The organism is Salinicoccus halodurans (assembly GCF_900114445.1).
GTDB classification, from domain to species: Bacteria; Bacillota; Bacilli; order Staphylococcales; family Salinicoccaceae; genus Salinicoccus; species Salinicoccus halodurans.
The window spans coordinates 309309-322945 of record NZ_FOTB01000004.1 but is presented as its reverse complement, the minus strand read 5'-3'; the positions used below and the strand labels follow the sequence as shown (position 1 = coordinate 322945).

The following is a 13637-nucleotide window of genomic DNA, read 5'->3' as shown; positions in this document are numbered from 1 at the left end:
TTTAAAGCAGACCCGTTCGGGTAATCAGTAATAAGTAAGGAAGTGACTTTATGGAAAATCTGCTTTTAATGGGAATACACGGAAGAATAGGGCAGCATCTCTATCTTGAACTGAAAGACAGCTATAATCTGTATGCCTTCTCAAGTCCGAATCAGAAGGATACGGGCCTTGATATCACACTTCTTAAAAATGATCTGTTCATACTTCCGGAAGTGGAAAAAGCGCTCGCGGATATTGATGTGGTCATCTTTTTCGAAGACCCCATAATGAGACTGAACCGGCTGACGCAGGGACGTTTTGAAGATCTGTATGTATTGATTGCGGATAATATTGCACGGGCATGCGAGATAAATGAGGTCCCGCAGATCATATTTGTTGCTGACGAAGTCAGTCCGGACTACATGAAAGATGTGCTCGGGGCATACGGTGCAGATGTGAATGTCACCTCTACTCCGGTAAAGAGATACGGTAAAAACCTTTCATATAAGACATCTGATTACAATAACGTCAGAAGTGTCCAACGGGCGCCGCTGCCGCCGCGGTGGAATGTAAAGGATGTCGGAAGGTATTATTTCGAATGGCTGGATGAGATTCTATATGGTCTGATCAATGTGGAATTTGCAGGCCCGCTCATAAAGGTGCATTTTGCGAAAATGGACCATCCGGTACTTGTTATCGAGTACGACAGTGCATCGAGCTATAACGGTGTGGAAATCTACCGTATAAAAGGCGGCGGCCTGTCCAAAAGGGAGCCTAATAAAACACCGAGGCTAGAATTCCGCTCCCTTCCGGGAAGGAATGAATTCATCATAGCGCTGCATGATTTTGAACCGAAGCTGCCGTGGGGCATCTATCTGATGACGCAGGCCCCGATCCACAGCCTGGTCAACCGTATTTATCAGGTCGAGATGATCATCAACACCGAGGCACCGAGAAGCGAGGGACGGCAGCATAGAAACGGCGGTTGATGCCGTTTTGATCAGAAGACCCCGCAGGACTTTTGTCCTGCGGGGTCTTCGTATATTAATGTATGAAATTGTGTCCGGATACCTGGGATGCACTGATTGTTCTGAATGTCTTGACACCCTGGCCGCTGCCGAAGTTCATTTCAGATACGAGGATGGAGCCGTCGGAGTTGATTCTCTCAACTATTGCTACATGTCCCATGCCCCATGCAAAGTTAGTCCATGCATTCGCCTGCAGGATCGCACCTACAGAAGGTGAGCTGCTGACTGAGTAGCCCTGGCTTCTTGCAGCATTATCCCAATTGGATGCATTGCCCCAGTTGTTGCCGACCGGTTTGCCAAGCTGCTGGCGGCGTTCGAAAACATACCATGTGCAGTCTCCCCAGTAGTAGTAGTTCGTACCGTAGGAAACGCTCGTTGGTGACGGTGCAGAGACGGACGTGCTCTTGACTTCTTCTTTCTTTGAAGCTGTTGAATTGCTTGAAGAAGAGGCGGAGCTGTCGGAACTGCCTGCAGAACTTCCGTTCACTGTAAGCTTCTGTCCAGGATAGATCAGATGTGATGAAATATTATTGTTGTTCATAAGGGTCCTGTAATTCATGCCGTGCGCCCTTGCGATGCTGCTGAGAGTATCGCCGGATTTTACAGTATATGTACCGTTTCCTGAAGTGCCCGCGCTGCTTGAAGATGAACTGTTTGCAGAAGAGCTGCTGGAAGAAGTGGTGTTTTCTGCAGACGCGTTTGAAGCGCTGCTTCCGCCGACTGTCAGTGTCTGGTTGACCAGAATCAGGTCTGAAGACAGGTTGTTCCAGGATTTGAGCTGTGATACCGTCACGCCGTTTTCCTGTGAGATTTTCCAGAGTGTATCCCCGCTCTGTACTTTATATGTAGATGATGCTTCAGCGTCGTCCGCCATACCGTATGCGGCAAAGGCAGCTGTTGCTGTGAGTGTCGTGATGACCTTTTTCATTTGATTTGTTATCCTCCTGGTTTTCTAATAATATTATATGTATTCAGGTATTGGGTTTATGTTTATAAAACTGTAAGATGACTGTAGTTCACTTTGAATATAATAGCAGATAACTGAAGACAATTTCACATTGTAATGAAACTGTAATACAAATAAAATATTTGGTATAAAATCTGAAAATTCCAGTAATACAGTAACTGGTCTGAAAGGATTATACAGAAAATTTCAGGGTATTGGAAAGACATGTGAAATTTGATGGAGGTATACGATGGGGAACTCAAAAAATTTACGGCTTGTATGGCTTTATTTTGCCTATTACTGGATTATTTTCGGTATCGGGGCTTATTTCGGACAGTATCTGCCTGAGGCATGGCGGCCGACAGCTTCCATGGTGCTGTTCGGTATCATGATGGTTTCATTGTTTGTACGCGGGTTCAACCGCAGCGGGCCGGTCATCAGCCATATTTATGCAATTCTGATCGGTCTGGTTTCCTATGGTCTGTTCGAATCCTTCATCCGCGATTTCGGACCGTCGGTATTCTACCGTATCGTACTATTGGGGATACTTGTGTTTATATTCTTCGGTATCATTGGATACTTTTTTCTGAGAGACATCACCCATTGGGGAAAGTATCTGTTCATTGCCCTGCTGATACTTATATTCACTTCACTGATGAGTTTCTTCATAGACCTGCCTTACCTGCATCTGGGCATAACGGTCGTGGGCCTCGTGCTTTATATACTGTTCACGATGTATGACTTCAACAGGATGAAGAATAAAAGATTTTCCGAGCGGGAAATGGGCTTCAATCTGTTCATCAACCTGCTCATCATCATAAAACGGCTGCTCCGTCTGTACCGTTATATGAATAAAAACCGCTGAAATGGTATATTATATTAAAGAAATCTGTTTTGAAGGAAGATGAGAGTATGGGAAGAAAATGGAATAACATTAAAGAGAAAAAAGCTCAGAAAGACCAGAGCACCAGCCGTATAAATGCGAAATTCGGCCGTGAAATATATGTGGCAGCCAAAAAGGGCGAGCCGGATCCCGAAAGCAACCAGGCGCTTAAAGCGGTACTTGACCGTGCAAAAACGTATTCCGTGCCAAAGCATATCATCGACAAGGCGATCGATAAGGCGAAGGGCAGCGATGATGAGACATTCGATGAACTGCGCTACGAAGGATTCGGACCTGACGGTTCCATGCTGATTGTTGATGCGCTGACTAACAACGTAAACAGGACCGCTTCCGATGTCCGTGCGGCATTTGGCAAAAACGGCGGTAACATGGGAGTCAGCGGTGCAGTCAGCTATATGTTCGAGTCGAGGGCGGTATTCGTCTTCGAAGGCTTCGATTCTGAAGAGACGATGATGTACCTGATGGAAAACGATGTGGATGTGGAAGATGTAACTGAAGAAAACGGATATACTGTCGTTTATGCAAATGCACAGAGTTTTCATGAAGTGAAACGTGCACTCGATGAAATGGGCGTTGATGAATATGAAGTTGCTGAGCATACGATGATCGCCCAGAACGAAGTGAATCTGGATGATGAGGCACTGGAGCAGTTCGAAAAACTGTTTGAAGCACTGGACGACCTTGAAGATGTGTCCAGCATTCATCACAATGTCAACTTGGGTGCGTAGAATACAGGAGGGGAAAACATGGATTTTGGATATGAAGGCAAAGTTGCAGTGATTACGGGATCCAGCAAAGGAATCGGCCGTAAAACCGCAGAACAGATGGCAGGGCTCGGTGCGAAAGTGATGCTTGTTGCCAGAGGTGAGGAAGACCTTGTAAAAGCCAAAGAGGAAATTTCGCATCATGGGGAAGTGGACTATGTCCAGGCGGATGTGACCGAAGAAGGGGCGGCGGATAAGATCATCGGACGCACAGCAGACAGATTCGGAAGGATTGATGTACTCATCAACAATGCCGGCGGCTCGTTCGCAAAAGCTTTTGATCAGCTGGAAATCTCCGACTGGGAGCAGGATATCGACCTCAAACTGATGGCGGCGGTCAAAATGTCGAAAGCCGCCATGCCCTATCTGAAAGAGAACGGTGGAGCAATATTGAACATGACAGCAGTACTCGGGAAGACACCTCCCGCCTCGTCCTTGCCGACGACGGTCTCCCGCGCAGCCGGAATGGCGATGACCAAAGCGATGAGCAAAGATCTGGGCCAATACGATATCCGCGTGAATACCGTGTGTATCGGTCTGATAAAAAGCGATCAGATCATGCAAAAATGGAAAAATGAAGAACCCGGCCTGAGCTGGGAGGAATATGCGGGACTCGACAAGCATAATATCCCGCTCGGCCGCATCGGGGATACTGAGGAAGCGGCCAACGTCATTACGTTCCTCTGCTCAGACCTTGCCTCCTACGTAAACGGGGTTGCTGTCAATGTTGATGGCGGCTCCGGACATGCTTTATAGAAAAACACCTTCGGGTGTTTTTCTTATTGCCAAAAATCAGTACTAACTGTATTATTATACGTAATACAGTTAGTGCAGGGAGGTGTCCATGTGTTCAATCTGGATTTGAAAAGCAGAATCCCAATTTACGAACAGCTGACGCAAAAGATCAAGCAGCTGATCATCCATGATGTTCTGAGACCGCATGAGAAGCTTCCGTCTGTAAGAAGTCTGGCACAGGAGCTGACGATTAATCCGAACACAATCCAAAAGTCCTATCGTGAGCTCGAGAGGGAAGGGTATATTTATTCGTTGCCAGGAAAGGGGAGTTTTGTGAACGAAATGAAAACAGGGGCCGACCAGGAGCAGATCAGGGAACTTTCGCAAGAATTGGAGAAGATTATCAGACAGCTTATGAAAATGGGCGTGCCTAAAGATTATTTGAAAAATCTGGTGGAGCATGTGGATAATGGAAGGGAGGATACCGATGAGACTTGAAACCAGTGTACTTGATAAATCATTCGGCAGACAGCAGGCAGTCAATAACATAAATCTCGAAGTGAGGCCCGGAACAATCCATGGACTTCTGGGTTCCAACGGAGCCGGAAAGACGACCTTCATGAAACTGCTGGCAGGCATTTACAAGCCGGATGCAGGAGATGTTCTTTATGACGGACAGAAAGTATTCGAAAACCCCGGGGTTAAAAATGATGTGATTTTCATTCATGATGTGCCTTATTTTTTCAGCGGCGTGAGTCTCGATGATATGGCTTCATTCTATAAAGGGATGTATTCGAACTGGTCCGGGAAACGGTTTGCCCAGCTGACGGATCATTTTAAACTGGACCCGAAAAAATCACTTTCGCAATTATCAAAGGGAATGAAGCGGCAGGCTTCCTTCGTGCTCGCATTCTCTTCATGTCCCAAAGTGATGCTGCTGGATGAACCCTTCGACGGCCTGGATCCCATCATCCGCCACCAGGTGAAAAATATCATGATGCAGGATATTGCAAACCATGGCATGACGGTAATCGCTTCAAGTCATAATTTAAGGGAGATGGAGGATCTGTGTGACTCCGTCTCCATCATGCACCATGGGGAACTGCTGTTCCACAGGGACCTCAATGAAATCAAAGGTACACACTGCAAGCTTCAGATGGCATTCAATACGTTGCCCGATCAGGCATTCTACGAAAGTCTCGGAGTAGTCCATCATGAAGTCAAAGGAAGGGTAGTCACATGCATCATCAAAGGTGATCTGGAGAACATAGAGAAGAAAGTGACGAAGTATGACCCGTTGATGTACGATATCCTGCCTTTGACACTTGAAGAGATATTTACTTATGAAATGGGGGAGAAAGGCTATGAAATCAGCAACATCATTGTTGAATAAAACACTGCTTCGTCATTTCATGGGCAGTGTCTTCTGGCTTACGATCCTCTATCTGATTGGAAATATTCTCGTTCAGCCATTCGTCCTGTGGATCCTGTCCACCAATATGAATGGCATGACTGCTGCAGACAGTGGATATCTCCCGGCGGATCCATTGGATATGGCAGCACCATTCCAACTCGCCGGCGGGATGATCTACGCTGTACTTCTGGCGCTCTTTTTATTCAATTACCGCAATAAGGAAGATGCCATTGATTTTATGCACAGTCTCCCGGTTAAAAGACATAAAATAATGAGCCATGCGATCCTCGCGGGAATCATCCATATTACGATTCCGCTTTTGATTACCGCCGCCATCCTCTTTTTTGAGAGGTATATTTTAAATTTTGATATTGCATTGGCAGACCTGTTCCTGTGGCTGATCTACTCACTGTTCGTAATATATACAGTCTTTGCGATCTCGATCTTTGCAGGCATGTTCGTCAACAGCATATTCAATCATCTGCAGCTGGTGCTGATCATATTTTTCCTGCCTGTCATTTTCTGGGGCCTCAATGTCTCCACGGCAGACATGCTGTTCGACGGCATTACAGAGGGGCTGGGCACGCAAGGGCCTGGCAACAGTGGCATAATGGGCATTGTTATAGACAATACTTTTCCGGTATTCGCGATACAGCAGATCACCGAAGGGTATGAATTATGGAAGATGATTCTCTGGGTACTCCTCGCGGTTGTACTCACCGTCCTGTCCTATATGCTTTACAGCAGAAGTAAAAATGAAAATGTGCATCACAATTTCAATCATGGGTGGGTAAGGAATACACTCGCTGCCCTGATTTCGATAACGGGGATGCTCCTGCTCGGAATCATGATTTCCTTTGCCCTTCCGGTTTCAACCGTGATTACAGTCCTTGCATTTGGCACCGGGCTTTTATTCTCCTATATCGTTACAGAAATGTTCTTCCAAAGAACGGCCGGAATCTGTTTCAAACGTTCATCGATCATTACGGTAATCATATTCCTGGCAACATTCTGGACAGTCTTCATCATTGGGTGGAACCAGTATGTTTCATACGTGCCGCCGGCGGATGAGGTGGCAGGGGTCAGTCTGAGCGCTGATTACAGCATTGATAATTACGGAACCTACAGCCGCGGGTCTGATGCGGTGAGTGAGGACTTTCTGTATATGGACGGCAGAAATGTTATTGAAAGTACGCGTGGATTACATCAGGATGCAATAGACAGCGAAGAAGTCCGTAATCATGAAACTCAGGGTGATCTGTTCATAGTCAGTTATAAGATGAAGGACGGCAGCTATGTGAACAGGGAATTCAGCAAATTTGAGATGGAGCCGGAAATGCGAAGAGAGATCTCCAGCGTGGTCAATGACAGCAGTCACGCTGAAGTATATGATATTCTTTTTAATATTGAGAAACCGGAAGCTGCGGAATCTGTGGAAATAAGAGGGATGAACGGACTGGTCCATATCGACGATAAAGAAGAAGTGGAGGCGTTCATCAGGGATTATCAGACGGAGGCACTTCAGATGCCTGAATCTCCGCTTCTGACGCTTGCTGGTCAGAATACATCTCTTGCATGGACGAATGTCTATTTCTCCCGTGCAGATTATTCCGGAGATGCATCCGTCTATAATGAAGCTCTGCTGGAGCGTATCACAGCGGTTCAGGAGCTGACAGATTATCTTGGACTGAATGACGCGGAGAGCGTATATGCGGTTTCGCTGTCAGATGGTGAAAAAGAGGCATTCTTCAGAGATTATGATGCACTGACTTTTTCACAGCTTGAAAATGAATATGGCCTGGAAGAAGTGAAACATGCTGATAAAGACGTGCTCCTTGAATCCATCAATGAAGGAAACCTTGATGTGACGGGGGACAAAGTGCTGCTTTATAAACCGGCGGGGACGGAAGAATTTTATTCCGGAAATGAAGAAGAAGCTGCCGAATTAGAGGCTTCAGCTGAATACATGATACTTGGTGTTGAATAGTGCCGTCCTCCCGGGGCGTATCCCTTCACATTCTTTCCTCAATTTCTGTATAATTGGGGGAAGGAGATGAGTGTGATGAAGACCAAGTATCTCGATAAAAGAGGGTGGAGACGTCTCCTCCAATCCGATTACCATGAAAAGATCATTCAATATAAAGGCGAAAAAATGCTGACCGGAATCATAGAAATCAAAGCAGTCCGTTCACCGCTCACCGTCCCCATACTTAATAAGAAGGTGCTGGTTTGTGATGCGGGGTACCGCTGGCTTCAGATACTGCCTGAGAATCGGGATTACAGTATTACTGTGATGTACGACAGGCAGTGGCGGATCCTCCAATACTATTTTGACATCAATCTTAAACATTTTCTGGAACCGGGAAATGCGAGGAGGCTGGATATTTATCTGGATGTGCTTGCGCTGCCTGACGGCCGGTACGAACTGGTGGATGAAGCGGATATTAAACGTGCCCGTAAGCGCAGGGAAGTGTCAAAGGAGCAATTCGATTTCGCCTACAGTACTGCACATGATGTCATGGATGAGTTGGAGAAGGATTTTAGTCAATTCGAGAGAATGGCGTCATACTGCTTAAATGAACTGGATATGAAAAAATAAACGCCGGTCCCAGGGACCGGCGTTTTGATTTGCACATATTTAAGTTGTCATGAAGTCCCCGCCGTTGACGTGGATGACCTGTCCCGTCATGTAACTGGCATCGGCCGATGCGAGGAACACGTAGCTTGGTCCAAGCTCGCTTGGCTGGCCGCGGCGCCCCATCGGTGTAGTGCCGCCGTGCTTTTCAACTTTCTCCTGGTCGAAGCTTGCAGGAATCAGCGGTGTATAGATCGGACCTGGGGCGACGGCGTTCACTCTGATGCCGTCTTTTGCCAGATTGCCGGCGAGAGAACGGGTCAGTGATGTTATGGCTCCGTTTGTTGCGGAATAGTCCATAAGTTCAGGTGAACCATTATAGGCGGTTATGCTCGTCGTATTGATGATGCTGTCCCCTTTGCCAAGATGCGGAAGAGCGGCCTGGGTCAGGAAAATGATGCCGTAAATATTGGTTTCGAATGTCTCCCTGACCTGCTCTTCCGGAATGCTCACGAAATCCGTAGTGGGATACTGCACCCCTGCATGGTTCACAAGGATGTTCAGTTTGCCGAATTTCTCCAGTGTGTAATCGACAAGCGCGGTGCACTCCTCTTTTTTCTTTACATCGAAAGGATAGAGCTCGCATTTCACACCGTGTGTTTCCACCATCGCTTTAGTATCTTCTGCATCTTTATGCTCATCAAGATATGCAAGTACAAGATCGGCACCTTCCTTGGCGTAAAGGAGTGCCACTGCACGTCCGATGCCGGAATCTCCGCCGGTGATGATTGCGGTCTTGCCTGTCAGCTTGCCGCTGCCCTTGTAGTATTCCGCTTCATAAATGGGTTTCGGCTCCATATCCCTTTCGAACCCGGGCTGCCTCTCCAGAGTATAGCCTTCAATCTGCTCGTCTATTTTCTCAAATTTGTTTTTTTCTGCCATTTAAAGATCAACTCCTGTTTTAGTATGTTTAATGCATATACCCAGGTCACGTCAATTCCACACCAAATGACAGCTGGAAGATTGAAAGTGGCGGATTTTATGATAAGATTTTCTTATGTATGAAAGGATGTTGGCCATGAAAGTCGATGATTATAAATTGCTTGTAACATTGGATGAAACGAAAACTCTGAGACGGGCGGCAGAAAAGCTCTTCATTTCGCAGCCGGCAGTCAGTCAGAGGCTAAAGTCCATCGAGGACGAGTGGGGTGTGAAAATCTTCGTCAGGACAAAAAAAGAGCTTTATGTGACCGGGGAAGGGGAAAAGATCATTGAGCACGCCAGAAGTGTGGTGGAAAAGGAAGCGCTGGTAAAAGAGTATATAAGGATCAATCAGAATTCCATACAGGGTAATCTTTCCATCGGGGTTTCCTCATTGATCGGGCATACCATCCTGCCGGAAATCGTAGCGCAGTACCTGAATCTCTATCCGAATGTAAACATTAAGATCAAGGTAGGATCTTCCCAGCAGATCGTGGAGGAGCAGAATGATTTTCATATTTCAATCGTCCGCGGAAACCGCATGATGAATAAACAGAATGAACTGCTGTTCATCGACCGCCATTATCTCGTGACACCGAAGTCGAATGAAGGGGACAAATCACTGCCCATCATTGAATTCCAGGCGGATCCGATTTATCTGAGTGAGATAGAGCAGTTTTTCGAACAGCGGTTCAACAGAAAGTATGATCCGCAGATCAAAGTGGACCAGATCGCAACATGCAGGGCGCTGCTCCTTGAAGGCATCGGTGTCACTGTGCTGCCTGAAATCGTACTGGATGATTTTGATAAGGATAAATTCAATTTGGATGAAGTCCTGTTTGATGGCCGGCCGATCACGAGGGAGACCTACATCGCATTTGATAACAGTGTGCTCGAACTCCCTCAGGTCAAAGCATTTCTGACGCTCGTCAGAACGTTCGTCAATGCCTCCTGAGATAAAACGAAACGGAAGAATGGTGTGTAAATGATCAGAGATCTTTTTCAAATACAGAACTATAAACTGTTTTTATTCAACATGACCCTGCTTGGCATGGCCGTCTCCCTGACTGCACCGTTCCTGGTCATCTTCATGACGGAGACACACGGCATGCATACTTCGACCTACGGTATTTTCATGGCGCTTGTAGCCGTCGGCAGTTTTTTCATGAATACGGTCATAGGAAGAAAAAGCGATGCCCTCACCTTCGACCGGAAATATCTCATCATCGGGGCGCTTGTAATGATGGTTGTTGCTTTTTCGAGCTTTCTTCTCATCGGTAATCTCTGGCTTCTTGCTCCGGCATATATTTTATTCGCATCTCTCGGTGCACCGGCCATGCCGCAGCTTTATGCTTCCGCCCGTGAGTCGATCAACGCCTACCGTTCAAGCATTGCGGTGATGGCCAACACGGTCCTCCGGTCCATGTTCTCATTCGGTTTCTTGTTCGGGCCGCTGGTCGGCTCCGTGCTCCTCGGCATATACGGGTTCCGGGGGCTTTTCACCGGTACTGTCATCATGTTCATAGTAGTATTGGGGCTGTCCTTTCTGATCAAACCGGCAGCCAAAAAAGAAGTGCCTGAGCGCTCAGTTGACATTATGAACTACGAAGAGCCGAAAGCACCGAACCTGATGAGGAACATGATGCTTCTGATTCCATTTGCGGCATTCACCATGCTGCATGTGGGACAATGGATGTATCTGCTTAATATGCCCCTGTATGTTACGAACTACCTGGGTGAACCGGAAAGCGCAGTCGGAATACTCGCGAGTCTGTGTGCAGGGCTTGAGGTGCCTTTCATGATCGCCATCGGTTATATCGCCGGAAGGGTGAGTTCAAAAACACTGCTGATCATCGCCGGTTTCCTGGGGAGCATGTACTTCCTTTCAATCGGGGTTTTCAATGATTTTACTGCAATGGTAATCGGCCAGGTGCCGCTTGCATTGTTTCTCGCCGTACTGCTGGGACTCGGAATCAGTTATTTCCAGGATCTGCTGCCGCAGTTTCCCGGATACGCGTCCACATTGTTTGCGAATGCAATGATCATCGGACAGCTGCTGGGCAACCTGCTTGGCGGGGTGGCGAGTGATATAGTAGGCTTGGAGAACTCGTTTTTCATTTCCGGCGGATTTTTATTCGCAGCATTCTTATTATTTTTCTTCACTAAATCTGAAATTAAAAAAGGAGAAGTTTGATGGATATACTTTGGTGGATTATTATTGCAGCTTCGTTCATCCTCGGTTTTGCCGGGCTTATATTTCCGGTATTGCCGTCCATACTCATGTTCTGGATCGGTTTCCTGGTGTTTCACTTTGCAGTTGACGGTGAGGCGTTGTCATGGATGTTCTGGATTATTGTGTTCATTCTGACGCTGCTCGTACTATTCAGTGATTTCATTGCAAACAGTTACTTTGTCAAAAGATATGGAGGTACAAAAAAAGGGGAATATGCAGCGATTGCGGGTGTAATCGTCGGTATGTTTGTATATCCGCCGTTCGGTGTGATCTTTGTACCGTTTCTGTTTGTGCTTATTGTAGAAGCGGTCGGCTCCAGGGATATGAACCAGGCATTCAAAGCTTCGGTAGGTTCATTGCTTGCATTTCTTTCGAGTACGATATTCAATGCACTGATATATGTGTTTATGACAATCTGGTTCCTGCTCGATGCCCTCGTTTTCTAAATACAGTTTAAAATACCGCCGGCGCAGTTCATACAGTGAACTGCGCCGGCGGTATTTTAATTATTCTTTAGCTTCTTCAAGTTGCTTTGAATCGCCTTCGTTGCCCGTGCCTTCTTCATCAAGGACTTTACGGACATTTGTCATTTCATATTTAGGTTTGTGTTTGCCCTGCTGTATATCGAGGGCATAGTGGCATGCCACCGTATGCTCACCGTCGTAGATTTCATCTTTCGTTTCCAGTACAGGAATCTCTTCGCGGCACTTATCCGTTGCGAAAGGGCACCTTGTATGGAATCTGCATCCCTCAGGCGGATCGATTGGCGACGGCACATCCCCGCGTATGTTCCTTTATGAAATGATTACAGACGTGGAAGCTGTGGATGATTATACTGTTGAAATTACTACAGAGTATCCATTCGGACCACTGCTTGCCCATCTCGCACATGACGCCGGTGGTATGCTGAGTGAAGAAGTCATCGATGCAGACTACGAGCAGGCACTGTCTGATCAGGATATGACTGTGGAAGAATATTACGAACTGCGTGAAGAAGGCGGAGAAGCCCACGAAGAAGTTGCAAATGCAATCGCTGATAATATGGGCCAGCATGTATCGGATAATGCTATAGGTACAGGTCCGTTTAAAGTACAGTCCCGTGCTCCGGGTGAAAATGTAGTGCTTGAAAGAAATGATGATTATCACGAAGACCCGGTTGCACTTGATACTGTAACTTTCAAGGTCATTCCTGAAACAGCTGCGCGTATCGCAGAGCTGGAAACAGGTTCAAGTCATATTGCGGGACAGGTGGGATCCAGCAATATGGAGCGTGTGGATTCCCATCCGGATACAACGCTCGATAATACTGAATCAATGTCACTTTCATATATCGGGTTCAATGTTGAAAAAGAACCTTTGAATGATAAAAAAGTGCGTCAGGCAATCTCTCATGCAATCGATCGCCAGGCGATCATCGACGGTGTGTATGACGGTGTCGGCACACCTGCAAAAGGACCGCTTGCACCTGATGTATTCGGTTACGATGAAAGTGTGGAAGGTCTTGAGTATGACATCGAACGCGCTAAAGAACTGATGGCCGAAGCGGGATATGAAGACGGCTTTTCAATCGACCTCTGGACGAACGACGAACAGCAGCGTATCGATACTGCAGTATACCTTCAGGAAGCACTCAAAGAAATCAATATTGATGTGAATGTTGAACAACTCGAGTGGGGTGCGTATCTTGAAAGGACGGCTCAGGGCGACCATGACATGTTCATTCTCGGCTGGTCCACTGTAACAGGTGACGCTGACTACGGCATGTATCCACTCTTCCATTCCGAAATGGCGGGTGCCCCGGGTAACCGTTCATTCCTTGAGAATGAAGAGCTTGATGCACTGCTTGAAGAAGGCCGTAAATCAACGGACCCTGAAGAAAGACTCGCAACTTATAAAGAGGCACAGAAAATGCTTGTGGATATCGCTCCTATGGCATACATCCATCACCAGAACTATCTGACAGGCGTACACAATTCAGTTCAGAACTTTGAAGTGGACGCACTTGGTATCTATCAGCTGGATGAAGTGACTATAGGTGAGTAATAAAAAGAGATCTTCTGCGTTATGCAGGAGGTCTC

At 46.7% G+C, this 13637-nt stretch carries 15 protein-coding genes; 12 read left to right on the top strand and 3 right to left on the bottom strand.

Features of this window, described 5'->3' with window-relative positions:
• Window positions 1-50 precede the first annotated feature (50 nt).
• A complete protein-coding gene (locus BM271_RS10190) occupies window positions 51-968 on the top strand; it encodes a Rossmann-fold NAD(P)-binding domain-containing protein (protein ID WP_046789337.1) in 918 nt (305 codons plus the stop codon).
• Window positions 969-1023: 55 nt separating this feature from the next.
• Here BM271_RS10190 and BM271_RS10185 read toward each other — a convergent pair whose 3' ends face one another.
• On the bottom strand, window positions 1024-1935 hold the full coding sequence (locus tag BM271_RS10185; RefSeq protein WP_046789338.1) for a LysM peptidoglycan-binding domain-containing protein: 912 nt from the start codon (window positions 1933-1935) through the stop codon (window positions 1024-1026).
• A gap of 268 nt (window positions 1936-2203) precedes the next feature.
• Between BM271_RS10185 and BM271_RS10180 the strand changes: the two genes are divergently transcribed.
• The 7 genes from BM271_RS10180 to BM271_RS10150 all read left to right on the top strand — a co-directional run bounded on the left by BM271_RS10180 (window position 2204) and on the right by BM271_RS10150 (window position 8369).
• A complete protein-coding gene (locus BM271_RS10180) occupies window positions 2204-2818 on the top strand; it encodes a Bax inhibitor-1/YccA family protein (RefSeq protein ID WP_046789339.1) in 615 nt (204 codons plus the stop codon).
• 47 nt (window positions 2819-2865) lie between these two features.
• On the top strand, window positions 2866-3585 hold the full coding sequence (locus BM271_RS10175; RefSeq protein ID WP_046789340.1) for a YebC/PmpR family DNA-binding transcriptional regulator: 720 nt from the start codon (window positions 2866-2868) through the stop codon (window positions 3583-3585).
• Between the two features lie 18 nt (window positions 3586-3603).
• Complete coding sequence (locus tag BM271_RS10170) at window positions 3604-4377, top strand: SDR family NAD(P)-dependent oxidoreductase (protein ID WP_046789341.1); 774 nt, start codon at window positions 3604-3606, stop codon at window positions 4375-4377.
• Between the two features lie 90 nt (window positions 4378-4467).
• Complete coding sequence (locus BM271_RS10165) at window positions 4468-4854, top strand: GntR family transcriptional regulator (protein ID WP_046789342.1); 387 nt, start codon at window positions 4468-4470, stop codon at window positions 4852-4854.
• A complete protein-coding gene (locus tag BM271_RS10160) occupies window positions 4844-5749 on the top strand; it encodes an ABC transporter ATP-binding protein (RefSeq protein WP_046789343.1) in 906 nt (301 codons plus the stop codon). The genes BM271_RS10165 and BM271_RS10160 overlap by 11 nt, the downstream gene beginning before the upstream one ends.
• A complete protein-coding gene (locus BM271_RS10155; protein WP_046789344.1) occupies window positions 5721-7757 on the top strand; it encodes an ABC-2 transporter permease in 2037 nt (678 codons plus the stop codon). The genes BM271_RS10160 and BM271_RS10155 overlap by 29 nt, the downstream gene beginning before the upstream one ends.
• 75 nt (window positions 7758-7832) lie before the next feature.
• Entirely contained in the window at window positions 7833-8369 is a 537-nt protein-coding gene (locus BM271_RS10150; protein ID WP_046789345.1) for a ribonuclease FAU-1 family protein, read from the top strand.
• Between the two features lie 39 nt (window positions 8370-8408).
• On the opposite strand, the gene BM271_RS10145 is transcribed toward BM271_RS10150, so the two are convergent.
• Window positions 8409-9287 (bottom strand): SDR family oxidoreductase, encoded by an 879-nt coding sequence (locus BM271_RS10145; protein ID WP_046789346.1) that lies wholly within the window; start codon window positions 9285-9287, stop codon window positions 8409-8411.
• Window positions 9288-9423: 136 nt separating this feature from the next.
• Between BM271_RS10145 and BM271_RS10140 the strand changes: the two genes are divergently transcribed.
• From BM271_RS10140 to BM271_RS10130, 3 genes are read left to right on the top strand one after another with little or no spacing between them, the layout of a single operon-like run.
• Window positions 9424-10281: a LysR family transcriptional regulator gene (locus BM271_RS10140; protein ID WP_046789347.1), complete on the top strand. Its 858-nt coding sequence runs from the start codon at window positions 9424-9426 to the stop codon at window positions 10279-10281.
• 30 nt (window positions 10282-10311) lie between these two features.
• Window positions 10312-11520, top strand: coding sequence for an MFS transporter (locus BM271_RS10135; RefSeq protein ID WP_046789348.1), 1209 nt, complete (start codon window positions 10312-10314; stop codon window positions 11518-11520).
• Window positions 11520-12005, top strand: coding sequence for a DUF456 domain-containing protein (locus tag BM271_RS10130; RefSeq protein ID WP_046789349.1), 486 nt, complete (start codon window positions 11520-11522; stop codon window positions 12003-12005). Before BM271_RS10135 ends, BM271_RS10130 begins: the two co-directional genes overlap by 1 nt.
• A 60-nt stretch (window positions 12006-12065) precedes the next feature.
• Here the strand turns inward: BM271_RS10130 and BM271_RS10125 are convergent, their stop codons facing one another.
• The gene (locus tag BM271_RS10125) at window positions 12066-12335 is read right to left on the bottom strand and encodes an oligopeptide/dipeptide ABC transporter ATP-binding protein (RefSeq protein WP_046789350.1); all 270 of its coding nucleotides are present in this window, start codon (window positions 12333-12335) and stop codon (window positions 12066-12068) included.
• A 10-nt stretch (window positions 12336-12345) separates the two neighbouring features.
• Between BM271_RS10125 and BM271_RS10120 the strand changes: the two genes are divergently transcribed.
• A complete protein-coding gene (locus tag BM271_RS10120; RefSeq protein ID WP_338054664.1) occupies window positions 12346-13602 on the top strand; it encodes an ABC transporter substrate-binding protein in 1257 nt (418 codons plus the stop codon).
• Window positions 13603-13637 lie beyond the last annotated feature (35 nt).

Coding starts and splice junctions, on each gene's coding strand:
- BM271_RS10150 (WP_046789345.1), top strand. CDS start 7,833: ATGAAGACCAAGTATCTCGATAAAAGAGGGTGGAGACGTCTCCTCCAA.
- BM271_RS10175 (WP_046789340.1), top strand. CDS start 2,866: ATGGGAAGAAAATGGAATAACATTAAAGAGAAAAAAGCTCAGAAAGAC.
- BM271_RS10130 (WP_046789349.1), top strand. CDS start 11,520: ATGGATATACTTTGGTGGATTATTATTGCAGCTTCGTTCATCCTCGGT.
- BM271_RS10120 (WP_338054664.1), top strand. CDS start 12,346: ATGTTCCTTTATGAAATGATTACAGACGTGGAAGCTGTGGATGATTAT.
- BM271_RS10190 (WP_046789337.1), top strand. CDS start 51: ATGGAAAATCTGCTTTTAATGGGAATACACGGAAGAATAGGGCAGCAT.
- BM271_RS10160 (WP_046789343.1), top strand. CDS start 4,844: ATGAGACTTGAAACCAGTGTACTTGATAAATCATTCGGCAGACAGCAG.
- BM271_RS10140 (WP_046789347.1), top strand. CDS start 9,424: ATGAAAGTCGATGATTATAAATTGCTTGTAACATTGGATGAAACGAAA.
- BM271_RS10155 (WP_046789344.1), top strand. CDS start 5,721: ATGAAATCAGCAACATCATTGTTGAATAAAACACTGCTTCGTCATTTC.
- BM271_RS10135 (WP_046789348.1), top strand. CDS start 10,312: ATGATCAGAGATCTTTTTCAAATACAGAACTATAAACTGTTTTTATTC.
- BM271_RS10180 (WP_046789339.1), top strand. CDS start 2,204: ATGGGGAACTCAAAAAATTTACGGCTTGTATGGCTTTATTTTGCCTAT.
- BM271_RS10185 (WP_046789338.1), bottom strand. CDS start 1,935: ATGAAAAAGGTCATCACGACACTCACAGCAACAGCTGCCTTTGCCGCA.
- BM271_RS10145 (WP_046789346.1), bottom strand. CDS start 9,287: ATGGCAGAAAAAAACAAATTTGAGAAAATAGACGAGCAGATTGAAGGC.
- BM271_RS10170 (WP_046789341.1), top strand. CDS start 3,604: ATGGATTTTGGATATGAAGGCAAAGTTGCAGTGATTACGGGATCCAGC.